We start from the raw sequence: 12,954 nt of genomic DNA, 5'->3' as shown, positions 1-12,954 counted from the left end.
GGGGTGGGCGGGGCCCCAGTGGCTAGGGCTTCATCGAGCGGTAATAGCGCCGGGCGCCCTCCTGCAGGGGGAGGGGGTCGGTGTAGATGGCGGTGCGCAGGTCGACCAGTTGGGCGGAGTGGACGTGGGCGCCGATGCCGTCGCGGCTCTTGATGACGGTGCGGGTCACCCACTCGGTCAACCGGGGGTCGACGTCCGTGCGGGTCATCAGGAGGTTGGAGACGGCGATCGTCGGGACCTCACTGCCCTGCTGCGCGGTCGGGTAGGCCGACTCGGGGATGTTGGTGGCCCGGTAGTAGCGCGCCGCCTGGCCCTCGTCGTGCAGCTTGGTGACGAGGTCGCCCTCGATCGGCACGAATTTGAAGGCGGACTCCTTCGCCAGCGTGACCAGTCCCTTGGTGGGCAGCCCCCCCGACCAGAAGAACGCGTCGATCTTCTGGTGCGCCAGCCGGTCGGGCCCGGTGTCGATGCCGTCCGCGGCCGGGACGACGTCCTTGCGCGGATCGATGCCGGCGGCCTTCAGCACCCGCTCGGCGATCAGCCGCACCCCCGAGTCGGGCAGGCCGATCGACACCCGCTTGTGCCGCAGATCCGCGATGCCCCTGATGTCCGAGTCGCTGCGCACGACGAGGTGCACATAGTCGTCGTAGAGCCGGGCCACCCCGCGCAGCCGCCCGGCACCGCGTCCGCGCCCCAGTTGGTACGCCTCCACCGCGTCGGCCGCCGCGATGGTGAAGTCGGCCTCGCCGGTCGCCACCCGCTGCACGTTCTCCTGCGAGCCGGCGCTGTTGAGCAGCTTCACCTTCAGGTCGGGCATGTCCTTGGCGAACTCGGCGCGCAGCCGCTCGCCGTACTCCTGGTAGACCCCCCGGGGAGTGCCCGTGCTGAAGACGATCGTCCCGCTCGGCGGCTTCTCGCCCAGGGGCAGCAGCCACCACAACAGCAGCCCGAGCACCACGGCACCGGCGACCGCGGCCGGCAGCGCCCGGCGCCGGCCGATTCGGGGGAACACCTTGGACATGCGGTGATCCTGCCAGGCCGGGAGCGCCGCTGACCAGGGGCGAGGTCACTCCTGCCCCCGGAGCGGACCGCGGGGCTGTGTCAGTGGCGGCCGTTACAGTCGTCGCATGAGCACTTCGCCCGCCGACCTCGTCCGTGAGTTCCACCGCGCCTTCGGCCTCGACGCCCGCAGTACGCCGACGGAGGTGGACCCCGAACTGGCCGCGCACCGTGGGGAGCTGCTCGCCGAGGAGGCCGCGGAGGTCGCCGAGGTGGCGGTCGGCGGCCCGCTGGACAGGCTCGCGCACGAACTGGCGGACGTGGTCTACGTGGCGTACGGCACGGCTCTGGTCCACGGCATCGACCTCGACCAGGTGATCACCGAGATCCACCGGGCCAACATGAGCAAGCTCGGCCCGGACGGGCAGGTCGCCCGCCGGGCCGACGGCAAGGTCCTCAAGGGGGAGCACTACCGGGCGCCGGACGTGTCGACCGTGCTGCGCCGCCAGGGCTGGATACCGGCGGCTCAGGACAGTGCTCCTCAGGACAGTCCTGCTCAGAACAGTGCTGTTCAGGACAGTGCTGCGCAGGCGGGCTCCTAGAAGGTGCCGCCCGCCAGCTTCCACTCGCGGTTCAGGGCGCCCAGCGGGATGCTCCGCTGGATGACCGGTGTGCCGAAGACGGACAGCTGGAACCGCAGGGTCCCGGACAGATCGACCCCGCCGTACACGGCCCAGGCGCCCTCGGCCTTCGCCCCGCCGCCGTCGGAGGAGGCGGTGACCGTGCCGGAGGCCTCGCCGCGCAGATACGGGGCCAGGTCGGCGGTGACACCGACGGCGCCGTAGAGGCCGACCGAGGCCTCCGCGCCGAGCGCCGTCTTCACGGTCCCGGCGGTGGTGACCGAGGCGCGCACGGGCGTGCTCGTCATGTTCGAGGAGCTGACCGGCGTCCAGCCCTTGGCCAGGCCGAAGGTGCCGCCCGCCTTGAAGTCGCCCTTGAGCTTCTGCTCGACGTCGACGGTGACCTTTCCGTCGCCGCTGATCTGGAAGTAGCAGGTCAGATCCAGGTTGACTACGACGGGGACGGGGCCCACCTGGAGGACCGGGTCGGCGTGCAGCTTGGCGAACGGGATCCGCAGCGGGGTGCCGGTGGTCATGGCGGCCCGCCCCTTGACCGCCCAGCCGGAGGTCCAGTCGCCGGACACGCCGAGGTAGGCGGAGCCGGGCGGCGCGTCGGTACCGGCTCCGCCGTAGGTGAAGTCGACCTGCGGGGCGACCTGCACGAATCCGTTCACCGAGGCGGTGGCCGAGACCGGGGCGCCCTGGGCCGCCGGTATGCCGGCGCTCACGTCGAGGCGGAGGCTGCCGAGCGGCACCGTCGCACCCTTGGGGCCGACGTGCACGTCACCGGCCTTCGCCCAGGAGACCTTCACATCGGGGAGCAGCTTGTCGACGGTGAACGACGACGGGTCGACCGGCACCTCGCCCTTCGCCGTCTCGTCGCCGAGCAGCGCGTTGAGGGTGGCCGGTTCCGTCTGCACCTCGGTGCCGCCGTCCTTCTCGCCGACCACCTTGGTGACCTTGGCGAGCAGACCGTGCGGTGCCCCGGGCGCGGGCGCACTGGCGATCACGTCGCCGACGGCGGCCTTGTGCGGGGCACCGGAGGGGGCGGGGGAAGGAGTGGAGGAGGGGGAGCCTGGTGAACTCCCCCTGTGCGCGGGCTTGTCGGAGAGCACGGCCCGCCGGGTGTGGCGGTCGTACGAGCTGATGGCGAGCGCCGTCTTGTGCGCCCGCCGTCCGGAACCGGCCGGTCCCGCAGTCGCGGTGGCGGTGGCGCCGGTGGTGGGAGCGGCGGCGACGGCGAGCGAGTGGTCCGGGCCGTCGGCGGGTCTGTCGGCGACCTCGACCTGCGGGCGGCCGTTCCCGGCGGTACCCGGCGGTTCGGCCTGCGGTGTGGGCGAGGAGCAGGCCGCGGCGAGGAAGAGGCTGGTCACGGCGAAGGCGGGCAGCAGGGCACGTCTGTGCCGCATGCGTCTGCGCATGGATGGTCCTGTGTGGAATGGGGGGTGGCAGAGAGGTACCGGCAAGCGGCCTACTCAGAGGTAGAACCGGCCGGTAACTCGTGACGAGCCCTGAGCATGCCATGCCCGTGTGCAGGGTTCCCTCACAAACCAGCTACAACTCAACGTGACCTGTACCACGGTGAGTTCACGTCGGCCGTGTCCGAAACCGCCGAGCCGGCGGGCGGGTTGGCGGGGCGCGTTGCGAAGCGGCCGCCACCCGCGTGCCGGTGGAGGCCGTCGCGGTACGGGGGCGGCCGCGCTCGGGCCGGGAGTCAGGGTCAGCGGCCGGTCAGGCCCGTGCCGCCGAGGCGGGTCAGCAGGGAAGCCAGCTGGGTGATGTCCTCGGCGCTCCAGGCCGGGGCGGTGAAGACCTCGGCGGCGGTCTCCTCGGCCGTGGCGCGCATCTCCCGCAGCCTCCGTCGGCCCGTCGTGGTCAGCGACGCGTAGGCCACGCGCGCGTCCCGGGCGTCCGCTTCGCGGGTCACCAGCCCGATCCGCTCCAGCGGGGCCAGCCCGCGGGTGACCCCCGAGGCCGTCAGGCCCAGTGCCTCGGCCAGGTCGACCCGGCGCATGCGGCCCCCGGGCGCCTGTCCCAGCCGTAGCAGCAAGGTGAAGTCGGCGAGGCTGACGCCGTGCAACCCGCTCAGCCGGGAATCGAAGCGCCGTACGAGCGCCGCCTGGGCCCGTACCAGTCGCAGTGCCGCGTCCAGGGTGTCACTCATCGCCGCAGCTCACGTCTTCTCCGCTCCTGCCTCGTTTCCGCGGCTTCTCATTGCAATGTCCTTGAGTACTCAACTTTATGCCCGGTGGGAACGGGCCGCGCGCCGCTGCCGCTTGCCCATCGGCGCCTGGGAGAGGTCCTCGGCGGTGGAACGGAGGTTCTTGAAGCCGTAGCCGCGCTCGGTCAGCCAGGCCTTCGCCGCCTCCTCGGCCCGTTCGGTCGCCTCCAGGACGTCCTCCTCTTCCTCCCCGGTGTCGGAGAAACGGAAGACGAAGGCCGGGCGGGCGGCGATGTCGTAGGTGAGGCTGCCCTCGGGGGTGAACGCGGCGCGCAGCACGTCGTGCTCCGCGGCGTCGGCCAGCAGCGCTGCCCGCTGGGCGTCGGTGAGCCCGTCGAAGACGCCGCGGACGGTGATCCGGAAAGTGCGAGTACTCATCCCGCGACCCTAGGCACAGCAGGCCCGCCGCCTCCACCGGGTTTCCGCCCCGCATGCTTGCGGCACCGCGTCGTGCCCGCGCCCGGGGAGCGCCTACGCTGGAGCCGTGAAGGCGGTGGCTGTTCCATGCAGTACGTGGCAGTGAGTGCGCTGAGCCATCCCGGGCTGCTTCGCGAACGGAACGAGGACAGTCTCGTGATCGGGCCGTGGACCCTGTGCGCCACGGTGACGGAGAGTCCGCAGACCCTGGTCTTCCCGCTCGGCACGCCCCTTGTCGTGGCGGTCGCCGACGGGCTCGGCGGGCATCCCGGCGGCGATGTGGCCAGCGCCCTGGTGGCCCGCCGGATCGCGTCCCTCGGAGCCGCCTTGAGCAGCGAGGACGCCGTCCGCGACGCCTTGAGCGGCTGCAATCGCGTCGTGTACGAGGCCGCCGGCGGCGACGCGGGAGGCGAGCTCGCGGCCATGGGGACGACGATCGCCGGCACCGTCGTACTGCCCGCCTCCCTGCTGGTGTTCAACGTGGGCGACAGCCGGGTCTTCGCGGCCTCCCGTGACGGGTTGCGCCAGGTGAGCGTCGATGACAGCCCCCCACTCCCACCCGGGCGGCGTACCACGTCCATCGTCACCCAGTGCCTGGGCGGCAGCCGCTCGTACCGCGCCATACGCCCCCATGTGACAGCCGCGCCCCTGTCTCCCGGCGACCGCTATCTGATCTGCACCGACGGTCTGACCGACCCAGTGCCGCAAGATGTACTCGACGGGGTGATGCGGGAGCAGGACGACGGCCGGGCCGCCTTCGAGCTGTGGAAGGCCGCGATCGGGGCGGGCGGCCCCGACAACATCACGCTGGCGGTCGTCCGCATCGCGGACGCATAGGGGGCGCTCACGCGCCGCCGGTTCGGTCCGCCGGTTCGGTCTCCGGACCGCCTACGGTGGAGACATGACCGAGATCGTCGTCTACGAAGTCGACAAACCGGTGACTACGCGCTCCTCGACCGGATCGACCACCGGTGCGGAACGGCGCGTCCGTAAGGTGCACGTGGCCCCCGCGGCCCCGGGTTCACGCACTACCGCGGGACCGCGGACCCTCTGCGGCAAGGACACCTTCGCCATGGAGACGGCCCGCTGGACGCCCTCACAGGAGCCCGGAGCGCCCTGGTACCCCGTGGAATACGCATCCGTGGTCTGCCCGGAGTGCGCTGCCGTGATCGAAGTCTGACCGGCGTACCGGCTGCCGGCATCGCCGGGCCCGCCGTGCTCCGGCCGGTCACCCTCGTTCCACGTACTCCTTGAAGTGCTCCAGATCGCTGCGGACGAGCCGTTGGATCGCGTTGGTCTGGGCGAACCCCTTGGGCCCGCCGAAGGTGTCCCGGAGCGTGCCGGGGTCGTACTCCAGCCGTGCCTGGATCCGGGTGTGGTTCTGGTCGATGGGCTGAACCGAGAAGGAGCCCGTCAGCTCGGGGGCACCCGTGGTGAGCCACTCCATCACGCGCTCACCGCGGTCGGTGACCTCGGCCTCGATCTCCCGGGCCCGGCCGCCCGCCTCGACGTCCAGATGCGCGCGGCCCCCCGCATCCGTGCGCGCGCCCCGCACGCCGTCCACGAAGCGCGGGTAGTTCTCCACCCGGTGAAGTGTCTCCCAGGCCTTGTCGACCGGAACCCCGACGTCGACATGCAGTTCGAGAGTGCTCATGGCTCACCTCCATGTGCGGCTCATGGCGCATGCCCTTCTGCTTACAGTGTGCGCCCGATGGGACAGGCGTGAGGCGGGCACCGTAACCTGCCAGGCGGCTGAGGCCGGCGTACCGGAGGGGGTTACTTGTTACGACTTCAAGCAGTGAGCAAGCGCTATGGCCGTGGCGACTGGATCCTGCGAGACGTCGATGTGGAGGCGCCGCCGGGAGAGATCGTGGCATTCACAGGCGGGAACGGCTCGGGGAAGTCGACGCTGTTGCGGATAGCGGTGGGCCTGTCCCGGCCGACCCGCGGCCGGGTGACCACGCGGCCACCGGTCGTGGGCTACGTGCCCGACCGCTTTTCCCCCAACGAACGCATGTCGGCGGTGGCCTACTTGACCCATGTGGGGCGGGTGCGCGGGCTGCCCACCTCGGTCGCCTCGTCGCGGGCGCACGGTTTGCTGGACAGGCTGGCGCTGGTGGGCGGCAAGCAGGCCCCGCTGCGGAACCTCTCCAAGGGCAACGCCCAGAAGGTGGCGGTGGCGCAGGCACTGTTGGTGGAGCCCGGGTTGCTCGTTCTCGACGAGCCGTGGTCGGGGCTGGACGCCGATGCCCACGGTGTCCTGGCCGGGATCATGACCGAGGTCGCCGACGCCGGGGGGACGGTGGTCTTCACCGACCACCGCGAGTCGGTGACGCGGGCCCGTGCCACACGGATCTACAGCGTCAGCAAGGGCCGGATCTCGTTGCGCGGACCGGACTCCCGGCCGAACGGACACCGGCCTTCGTCCGACGTCGTCCTGACCGGGGACCCGGGCGGCCGCGCGCCTGAGGACCTCGCCTGGGCGGAGCTGGACGGCGTGCTGACGGTGAGCCGCACGGCCTCGGGCGTCCGGTTGACAGTGGCCCGCGAGACCACCGACGCCCTGCTGCTCACCGCCCTTCAGCACGGCTGGTCCGTGGAACGGGTGGAAGGGACGGCGGTGGACCGGTTGGCGCGGGACGCTGCCGCGAACGGAGGCGTGCAGTGATCGCCCTCATCCGCTACACGTTCGCCACCGTGCTGCACACACAGCGCTACGTCGCCCCGTTGCTCCTGTTCATGGGCCTGATGGGCGTGCTGACGGTGAACGGCAGCGGCCCCTTGCCTCCCGCCTACGCGTCGTCCGCCGGTGCGCTGTTCGTCTGCTCGACATGGTTGACCGTTGCCCTGATGAGCCTGGACGAACCGGCACAGCGGGCGATCGTCGTCGTGGCGTCCGGCGGCCGGTCGCTCAAGGTCCTGCTCGCGGCGATCGGCACGGCTCTGCTGAGCTGTCTGGTGCTGATGGTCTTCGGCCTGCTCCTCCCGCTGTGGATGGGGCGCTACGACGTCACCGCGGGTGATCTTCTGCTGGGCGTCGAGGCCCAGCTGACGTGTGCGTTCGTGGGCATCGGCATCGGCGTGTTGTGCTCGCGGCCGGTCTTCGGGCGACAGGGATACGCGGTGGTGTCCGCCGTCGCCCTGATGATGGGAGCCCTCTTCCCCAAGGGAATGCCACCGGTCAATCGACTCTTCACCCTGATGTCGACGACCCCCCACGCGGCGAAGCTCCTGGCTCCCGCGGGCGGCATGCTGGCGATCGCGACCGTGATCCTGGTCGCGTGCACGGCCGTCACCCAGTTCGTCGCCGCGCGAAGAGAGTGAAAGCGGAGCCTGAGGCGGTTGTCAGTGCCTGGCTTCGAGCAGCTCCACGATGTCGCGGAGACTGTGCTCGAACAGGGGCTCGGGGTCGGTCAGGGCGAAGTCCAGGTGTCCGAACACTTCCATGGACACCATGCCGTACAGGCGGGACCAGGCGAGGACGAAGACGTACAGCGCTTCCAGGGGCGGCTGCTCGGGCTCGATGTGCTCCCTCATCTCCGCCAGCTGGCGGAGCCAGTCCGGGTCGAGGGTGCCGGCCTGCGGAAGCGGGAGCGTGCCGGCCCGCCAGAACTCCAGCATCAGGTCGAGGAAGACGCCGCCGAAGCGCCAGCCGGCGGTATGGCACGGGTCGCCCGGTGCGCAGTCGGCGTCGGGCATCGGCTTGCTGAAGACGAGGGTGAACTCCGGCCGGTGGCCCAGTGCCCAGGCCCGGAGTGTCCGGGCGGCGGCGGTGAAGCGGCCCCGCGGGGACTGCTCGGGTGCCTGGTCGCGGGCGTGTTCCAGGGCGGTGGCCAGCTCGTCGTACAGGGCGGCCGTGAGGGCTTGGACCAGCTCACGGTGGTCGGCGAAGTAGCGGTACAGCCCCGGAGCGGTCATCCCCATCTCGCGCGCGATGGCACGCAGGGAGACGGCGGCCGGGCCCTCGTCCACCAGCAGCCGGCGGGCATGCCGCAGGATCTCGGACTTCGTCTCGGCGCGCCGGCGCTCGCGCACTTCTTCGCGTTGCCGAGCCCGTCGCGCCGACGCCGAAGCGGTCTCGCTGCCCACGCTGTGCCTCCTGACCCGACGCGGCTCCGCCGACCGGCCCGCGCCTGGTCAGGTTAACGCCTGTCACCGCAGTAAACGGGGTAAGCTAACGGCGTTTACACTGCTTACGCTGCTTTGTGAAAACGGGGGACCTCTGTCGTGAAGACGACGATCATCCTGACCTACACCTTCACCCCGGCCTGGCTGGCGCTCTCCCGCGATGAGCGGAACGCGATGGCGGCGGCCCACATCCAACCGGTGTTCGCCAGGTACGCCGACCGCGTCTCGGCCCGCTTCTTCGACGCGGAGGCGTTCACCACCGCCTTCTCCGACTTCGCCGTGCTGGAGACGGAAGACCTCAAGGCGTACTACTTCCTCATCGAGGAGCTGCGCGACTCGCCGCTGATCGCGCAGGGCTACCTCGTCATGAACGACATCTTCATGGGCATCGAGGCCGGGTTCCGGGCGTTCGAGGCCCAGGCCCGCGTCGGGGGCGGCGAGGTGGCGCGTGACTGACACGTCCACAGAGGCTGCAGTTCCCCGTCCGCGCCCGACGGAGGAGGAGCCGCAATCCGGCAGAGCCGCGGAGCGGTCCCGCACCTGGCCACTCACCCTGCTGCGGGTCACCTCGCTGCTGTTTCTCTTCGACACCCTGTTCCAGGCGGCCCTGGCCGGCTTGTTCATCACCGGTGATGTGCGCTTCCTCGACCTGCACGCGGCCAACGCCCAGCTGGTCGCCGTCATCGCGCTCGTCGAGGCCGTGGCCGCTCTGCTGGTGTGGCGCGCGACGCGGGGACCGGCCTGGCCCTTCGCGCTCGCGGCCGGCCTGGTCGTGCTGGTCGGGGCGCAGATGTGGCTGGGCGCGGCCCGGCTGCTGGGCGGCCATGTCCCGCTGGCGCTCGGCGTGTTCGGCACCGGCGTGGCGCTGGCCTGCTGGGCGTGTACGTACCAGGGCCGGGAGGCCGGATGACGTCCCGTCGGAGAATCCTGGGCCTGAGCGCCGGTGCCATGGCCGGCCTGGCCGTACCGGCCGGAGCAGCGGCGTACGAGAAGTGGTCGGGCGAGCGCACAGGAGCCGTCCTGACCAGCAGGATCCGGCTGCCCCGGCAGTTCGCGGTGCCGCTGCCCGTGCCGCCGCGCGCCCGTCCGTCCCGCACCGAGAGCGGCGCGGAGTACTACGACATCACGCAGCGCGCGTCGGCCGTGGAGATCATCCCCGGTCTGAGGACGACCGTCTGGGGCTACGACGGCGTCTTCCCCGGCCCCACCTTCACCGCCCGCTCGGGGCGCCGGATGGAGGTGCGGGTCCTCAACAAGCTGTCCGTGCCGACCTCCCTGCACCTGCACGGGGGCGTCACCCCGCCGCACTCCGACGGCTATCCGACCGATGTGGTCGTACCCGCCCGGTGCGGCGCCGAGTTCAAAACCGAGGGCCACGGAACGGGAGGCATGCACGCCCCCGCGTCCGACTGGACGGTCTCGGAGGGCTACAAGACGTACACGTACCCGATGGACCAGCGGGCCGCGACGCTCTGGTACCACGACCACCGGATGGACTTCAGCGCACCGCAGGTCTGGCGCGGTCTGGCCGGCATGTTCCTCGTCCATGACCAGGAGGAGGACGCCCTGCCGCTGCCCGGCGGCGAGCGGGACATCCCGCTCATGATCTGCGACCGCTCCTTCGAGGAGGACGGCTCCTTCCGCTACCCCGGCCACTCGCTCACCTGTACCGGCGCGCCCGGCGTCCAGGACGCGTACATGGACGGCGTCCTCGGCGACGTACAGCTGGTCAACGGCGCGCCCTGGCCCGAGGCGGAGATCTCCGCGACCCGGCACCGCCTGCGTCTGCTGAACGCCTCCAACGCCCGTCGCTACCACCTGCTCCTGCGCCGGGAGGACGGCGGCACGCTGCCCTTCACGCACATCGGCGGCGACGGCGGCCTGCTGGCCGCCCCCCAGCGGCTCAACGGCATCGCCATGGCGCCCGGCGAACGCTTCGACACGGTCGTGGACTTCACCGACTGCCCGGTGGGCAGCCACGTCACCCTGGTCAACGCCCTGGCGGACGGCCGCATGCGCCAGATCATGCGCTTCCGCGTCGCCCGCAAGGAGAAGGACGCGAGCCACGTCCCCGCGCGCCTGTCCCGGTACGCGGCCCTGCACCCGGCGTCGGCCGTCGCCGTCCGGCACTTCGACTTCCGCCGCTCCGACGACGCGTGGACCATCAACGGCCGCCCCTTCAGCACTTCTGAGATCCTGGCCCGCCCGCGCCTCGGCACCGTCGAACGCTGGCGGTTCACCAGCGACTTCCACCACCCCGTGCATCTGCACCTGGCCCACTTCCAGGTCCTTGCACGGGGCGGCCGGGCGCCCGGGCCCACCGATGCCGGCTGGAAGGACACGGTGGACGTACGGCCGTACGAGGTCGTGGACGTGCTGGTCCGCTTCCGCGGCTACCGCGGCCGGTACATGCTGCACTGCCACAACCTGGAGCACGAGGACATGGCGATGATGGCCAACTACGAGGTGGTGTAGGCCGTACGCCGAGCGCCGGGCTCGGGGCACCGGTCCTCAGGAAACAGCTCGCACCGGGCGGTGATCGCCGTCAAGGTCCGCTCCTTGTGAGCTGCTCCCTCATGAGCTGCCTCCCCGCAGGGCGAGCTGTGCGGCTGGACGACATGGGCGGCCTGCTCGGGCACAGCGTTGCTCGAAGTCCGGCGGCAGCCAGCCACGGCTGAGCAGGCGCGGGTGTGCGGGAAACGCGGTGATCGCGAAGTGCAGCTTCTGGAGGGTGAGGGTGACCTCGCCTGTTCCCCCCAGCACCCACCGGGGCTGGGCGTCGCGCGCTGCCCGATGGTTCGCGATCAAGCCTACTCAAGCCACTGCCAGGGGTCGACGAGGAGGTCTTCGACCGTGCCCGGCGGCTCGTGCGGTGGCACTACCAGTGGATCGTGGTGCACGACTTCCTCAAGCGGATCGTCGACGCGGTCACCATGGGCCCCCGGGGAGCACGGGGCAGGGATCTCCGGGCAGCGCCTACCCTTGACCCATGACGAGCAGCACCGACCGGAGCCTGACAGTGGACGTTCAAGGATCTAAGAGTTATGAAATCCGAACCTACGGGTGCCAGATGAACGTCCACGACTCCGAGCGGTTGGCCGGGCTGCTCGAAGAGGCCGGGTACGTGCGGGCCGCCGAGGGCTCGGACGGGGACGCGGATGTGGTCGTGTTCAACACATGCGCCGTCCGTGAGAACGCCGACAACCGGCTGTACGGCAATCTCGGCCGGCTCGCGCCGAAGAAGGCCTCGCGGCCCGGCATGCAGATCGCGGTCGGCGGCTGCCTCGCGCAGAAGGACCGCGACACCATCGTGAAGAAGGCGCCCTGGGTGGACGTCGTCTTCGGCACGCACAACATCGGCAAGCTGCCCGTCCTGCTGGAGCGCGCCCGCGTACAGGAGGAGGCGCAGGTCGAGATCGCCGAGTCGCTGGAGGCCTTCCCGTCCACCCTGCCGACCCGGCGCGAGAGCGCGTACGCGGCCTGGGTGTCGATCTCCGTCGGCTGCAACAACACCTGCACCTTCTGTATCGTCCCGGCCCTGCGCGGCAAGGAGAAGGACCGCCGCCCCGGCGACATCCTCGCCGAGGTCGAGGCGCTGGTCGCCGAGGGTGTCTCCGAGATCACGCTGCTCGGCCAGAACGTCAACGCCTACGGCTCCGACATCGGCGACCGCGAGGCCTTCAGCAAGCTGCTGCGGGCCTGCGGGAGCATCGAGGGGCTGGAGCGGGTGCGGTTCACGTCCCCGCATCCCCGCGACTTCACCGACGACGTCATCGCCGCGATGGCCGAGACGCCGAACGTCATGCCGCAGCTGCACATGCCGCTGCAGTCCGGTTCGGACACGGTCCTGAAGGCGATGCGCCGCTCGTACCGGCAGGAGCGTTATCTCGGGATCATCGAGAAGGTGCGCGCCGCAATCCCGCACGCCGCGATCACCACCGACATCATCGTGGGCTTCCCCGGCGAGACCGAGGAGGACTTCGAGCAGACGCTGCACGTGGTCCGCGAGGCGAGGTTCGCGCAGGCCTTCACCTTCCAGTACTCCAAGCGGCCCGGCACCCCTGCCGCGACCATGGAGAACCAGATCCCCAAGGAGGTCGTCCAGGCGCGGTACGAGCGGCTGGTCGCCCTCCAGGAGGAGATCTCCTGGGAGGAGAACAAGAAGCAGGTCGGCCGCACACTGGAGCTGATGGTCGCCGAGGGCGAGGGCCGCAAGGACGGCGCCACGCACCGGCTGTCCGGCCGTGCTCCCGACAACCGGCTCGTCCACTTCACCAAGCCGGAGCAGGAGGTCCGCCCCGGTGACGTGGTCACCGTCGAGGTGACGTACGCCGCCCCCCACCACCTCCTCGCCGAGGGCGCCGTCCTCGACGTGCGCCGTACGCGCGCGGGAGACGCCTGGGAGAAGCGCAACGCCGCCGAGGCCGCCAAGCCGGCGGGGGTCATGCTGGGCCTGCCGAAGATCGGCGTACCGGAGCCGCTGCCGGTCGCCACGGGCTCCGGCTGCGGCTGCGACTGACCGGCCCGGCCGGCCTGGATACTTGTCGACAATTTGCACACGGGGGACGG

At 71.0% G+C, this 12,954-nt stretch carries 15 protein-coding genes; 9 read left to right on the top strand and 6 right to left on the bottom strand.

Annotated elements, in window-relative coordinates:
* Positions 1-22: 22 nt before the first annotated feature.
* Positions 23-1,021 carry a TAXI family TRAP transporter solute-binding subunit gene (locus ACIGXP_RS27250; protein WP_363218015.1) on the bottom strand — a complete coding sequence of 333 codons (999 nt, stop codon included), beginning with the start codon at positions 1,019-1,021 and terminating at the stop codon, positions 23-25.
* 106 nt (positions 1,022-1,127) lie between these two features.
* Between ACIGXP_RS27250 and ACIGXP_RS27245 the strand changes: the two genes are divergently transcribed.
* Complete coding sequence (locus ACIGXP_RS27245) at positions 1,128-1,601, top strand: MazG nucleotide pyrophosphohydrolase domain-containing protein (RefSeq protein ID WP_399772531.1); 474 nt, start codon at positions 1,128-1,130, stop codon at positions 1,599-1,601.
* On the opposite strand, the gene ACIGXP_RS27240 is transcribed toward ACIGXP_RS27245, so the two are convergent.
* The 3 genes from ACIGXP_RS27240 to ACIGXP_RS27230 all read right to left on the bottom strand — a co-directional run bounded on the left by ACIGXP_RS27240 (position 1,598) and on the right by ACIGXP_RS27230 (position 4,218).
* On the bottom strand, positions 1,598-3,040 hold the full coding sequence (locus ACIGXP_RS27240; protein WP_399772528.1) for a hypothetical protein: 1,443 nt from the start codon (positions 3,038-3,040) through the stop codon (positions 1,598-1,600). The two genes, ACIGXP_RS27245 and ACIGXP_RS27240, sit on opposite strands and share 4 nt — an antisense overlap.
* Before the next feature lie 299 nt (positions 3,041-3,339).
* Positions 3,340-3,783, bottom strand: coding sequence for a MarR family transcriptional regulator (locus tag ACIGXP_RS27235; protein WP_363218018.1), 444 nt, complete (start codon positions 3,781-3,783; stop codon positions 3,340-3,342).
* 75 nt (positions 3,784-3,858) lie between these two features.
* On the bottom strand, positions 3,859-4,218 hold the full coding sequence (locus ACIGXP_RS27230) for a DUF6204 family protein (RefSeq protein WP_399772526.1): 360 nt from the start codon (positions 4,216-4,218) through the stop codon (positions 3,859-3,861).
* 126 nt (positions 4,219-4,344) lie between these two features.
* On the opposite strand from ACIGXP_RS27230, the gene ACIGXP_RS27225 reads away from it, so the two are divergent.
* Together ACIGXP_RS27225 and ACIGXP_RS27220 are read left to right on the top strand one after the other, a co-directional pair.
* A complete protein-coding gene (locus ACIGXP_RS27225; RefSeq protein ID WP_363218020.1) occupies positions 4,345-5,094 on the top strand; it encodes a PP2C family serine/threonine-protein phosphatase in 750 nt (249 codons plus the stop codon).
* Between the two features lie 64 nt (positions 5,095-5,158).
* Positions 5,159-5,437 (top strand): hypothetical protein, encoded by a 279-nt coding sequence (locus tag ACIGXP_RS27220; protein ID WP_399772523.1) that lies wholly within the window; start codon positions 5,159-5,161, stop codon positions 5,435-5,437.
* Positions 5,438-5,485: 48 nt separating this feature from the next.
* Here ACIGXP_RS27220 and ACIGXP_RS27215 read toward each other — a convergent pair whose 3' ends face one another.
* Positions 5,486-5,911 (bottom strand): SRPBCC family protein, encoded by a 426-nt coding sequence (locus tag ACIGXP_RS27215; protein WP_363218022.1) that lies wholly within the window; start codon positions 5,909-5,911, stop codon positions 5,486-5,488.
* A 126-nt stretch (positions 5,912-6,037) separates the two neighbouring features.
* On the opposite strand from ACIGXP_RS27215, the gene ACIGXP_RS27210 reads away from it, so the two are divergent.
* Both ACIGXP_RS27210 and ACIGXP_RS27205 read left to right on the top strand, forming a co-directional pair.
* On the top strand, positions 6,038-6,925 hold the full coding sequence (locus ACIGXP_RS27210; RefSeq protein WP_399772520.1) for an ATP-binding cassette domain-containing protein: 888 nt from the start codon (positions 6,038-6,040) through the stop codon (positions 6,923-6,925).
* On the top strand, positions 6,922-7,581 hold the full coding sequence (locus tag ACIGXP_RS27205) for a hypothetical protein (RefSeq protein WP_399772517.1): 660 nt from the start codon (positions 6,922-6,924) through the stop codon (positions 7,579-7,581). Before ACIGXP_RS27210 ends, ACIGXP_RS27205 begins: the two co-directional genes overlap by 4 nt.
* Positions 7,582-7,602: 21 nt before the next feature.
* Here ACIGXP_RS27205 and ACIGXP_RS27200 read toward each other — a convergent pair whose 3' ends face one another.
* Positions 7,603-8,346: a TetR/AcrR family transcriptional regulator gene (locus tag ACIGXP_RS27200; protein WP_399772515.1), complete on the bottom strand. Its 744-nt coding sequence runs from the start codon at positions 8,344-8,346 to the stop codon at positions 7,603-7,605.
* Positions 8,347-8,484: 138 nt separating this feature from the next.
* On the opposite strand from ACIGXP_RS27200, the gene ACIGXP_RS27195 reads away from it, so the two are divergent.
* From ACIGXP_RS27195 to miaB, 4 genes are all read left to right on the top strand, one after another.
* A complete protein-coding gene (locus tag ACIGXP_RS27195) occupies positions 8,485-8,841 on the top strand; it encodes a darcynin family protein (RefSeq protein WP_363218027.1) in 357 nt (118 codons plus the stop codon).
* Positions 8,834-9,295 carry a hypothetical protein gene (locus tag ACIGXP_RS27190; RefSeq protein ID WP_399772511.1) on the top strand — a complete coding sequence of 154 codons (462 nt, stop codon included), beginning with the start codon at positions 8,834-8,836 and terminating at the stop codon, positions 9,293-9,295. Before ACIGXP_RS27195 ends, ACIGXP_RS27190 begins: the two co-directional genes overlap by 8 nt.
* Positions 9,292-10,860 (top strand): multicopper oxidase family protein, encoded by a 1,569-nt coding sequence (locus tag ACIGXP_RS27185; RefSeq protein WP_399772509.1) that lies wholly within the window; start codon positions 9,292-9,294, stop codon positions 10,858-10,860. Before ACIGXP_RS27190 ends, ACIGXP_RS27185 begins: the two co-directional genes overlap by 4 nt.
* A gap of 514 nt (positions 10,861-11,374) precedes the next feature.
* Positions 11,375-12,904: a tRNA (N6-isopentenyl adenosine(37)-C2)-methylthiotransferase MiaB gene (miaB, locus tag ACIGXP_RS27180; protein ID WP_363218030.1), complete on the top strand. Its 1,530-nt coding sequence runs from the start codon at positions 11,375-11,377 to the stop codon at positions 12,902-12,904.
* Positions 12,905-12,954: the final 50 nt, after the last annotated feature.

The organism is Streptomyces sp. NPDC053069 (assembly GCF_044546895.1).
In the GTDB taxonomy this organism is placed as follows: Bacteria; Actinomycetota; Actinomycetes; order Streptomycetales; family Streptomycetaceae; genus Streptomyces.
Note: the sequence above shows the minus strand (reverse complement) of the source record. Positions and strands in the feature narration are given on the sequence as shown.

What these genes read in the sequence shown, in the direction of transcription:
- ACIGXP_RS27235 (WP_363218018.1), bottom strand. Translation starts at nt 3,783, where the DNA reads ATGAGTGACACCCTGGACGCGGCACTGCGACTGGTACGGGCCCAGGCG.
- ACIGXP_RS27215 (WP_363218022.1), bottom strand. Translation starts at nt 5,911, where the DNA reads ATGAGCACTCTCGAACTGCATGTCGACGTCGGGGTTCCGGTCGACAAG.
- ACIGXP_RS27185 (WP_399772509.1), top strand. Translation starts at nt 9,292, where the DNA reads ATGACGTCCCGTCGGAGAATCCTGGGCCTGAGCGCCGGTGCCATGGCC.
- ACIGXP_RS27230 (WP_399772526.1), bottom strand. Translation starts at nt 4,218, where the DNA reads ATGAGTACTCGCACTTTCCGGATCACCGTCCGCGGCGTCTTCGACGGG.
- ACIGXP_RS27245 (WP_399772531.1), top strand. Translation starts at nt 1,128, where the DNA reads ATGAGCACTTCGCCCGCCGACCTCGTCCGTGAGTTCCACCGCGCCTTC.
- ACIGXP_RS27250 (WP_363218015.1), bottom strand. Translation starts at nt 1,021, where the DNA reads ATGTCCAAGGTGTTCCCCCGAATCGGCCGGCGCCGGGCGCTGCCGGCC.
- ACIGXP_RS27220 (WP_399772523.1), top strand. Translation starts at nt 5,159, where the DNA reads ATGACCGAGATCGTCGTCTACGAAGTCGACAAACCGGTGACTACGCGC.
- miaB (WP_363218030.1), top strand. Translation starts at nt 11,375, where the DNA reads ATGACGAGCAGCACCGACCGGAGCCTGACAGTGGACGTTCAAGGATCT.
- ACIGXP_RS27240 (WP_399772528.1), bottom strand. Translation starts at nt 3,040, where the DNA reads ATGCGCAGACGCATGCGGCACAGACGTGCCCTGCTGCCCGCCTTCGCC.
- ACIGXP_RS27225 (WP_363218020.1), top strand. Translation starts at nt 4,345, where the DNA reads ATGCAGTACGTGGCAGTGAGTGCGCTGAGCCATCCCGGGCTGCTTCGC.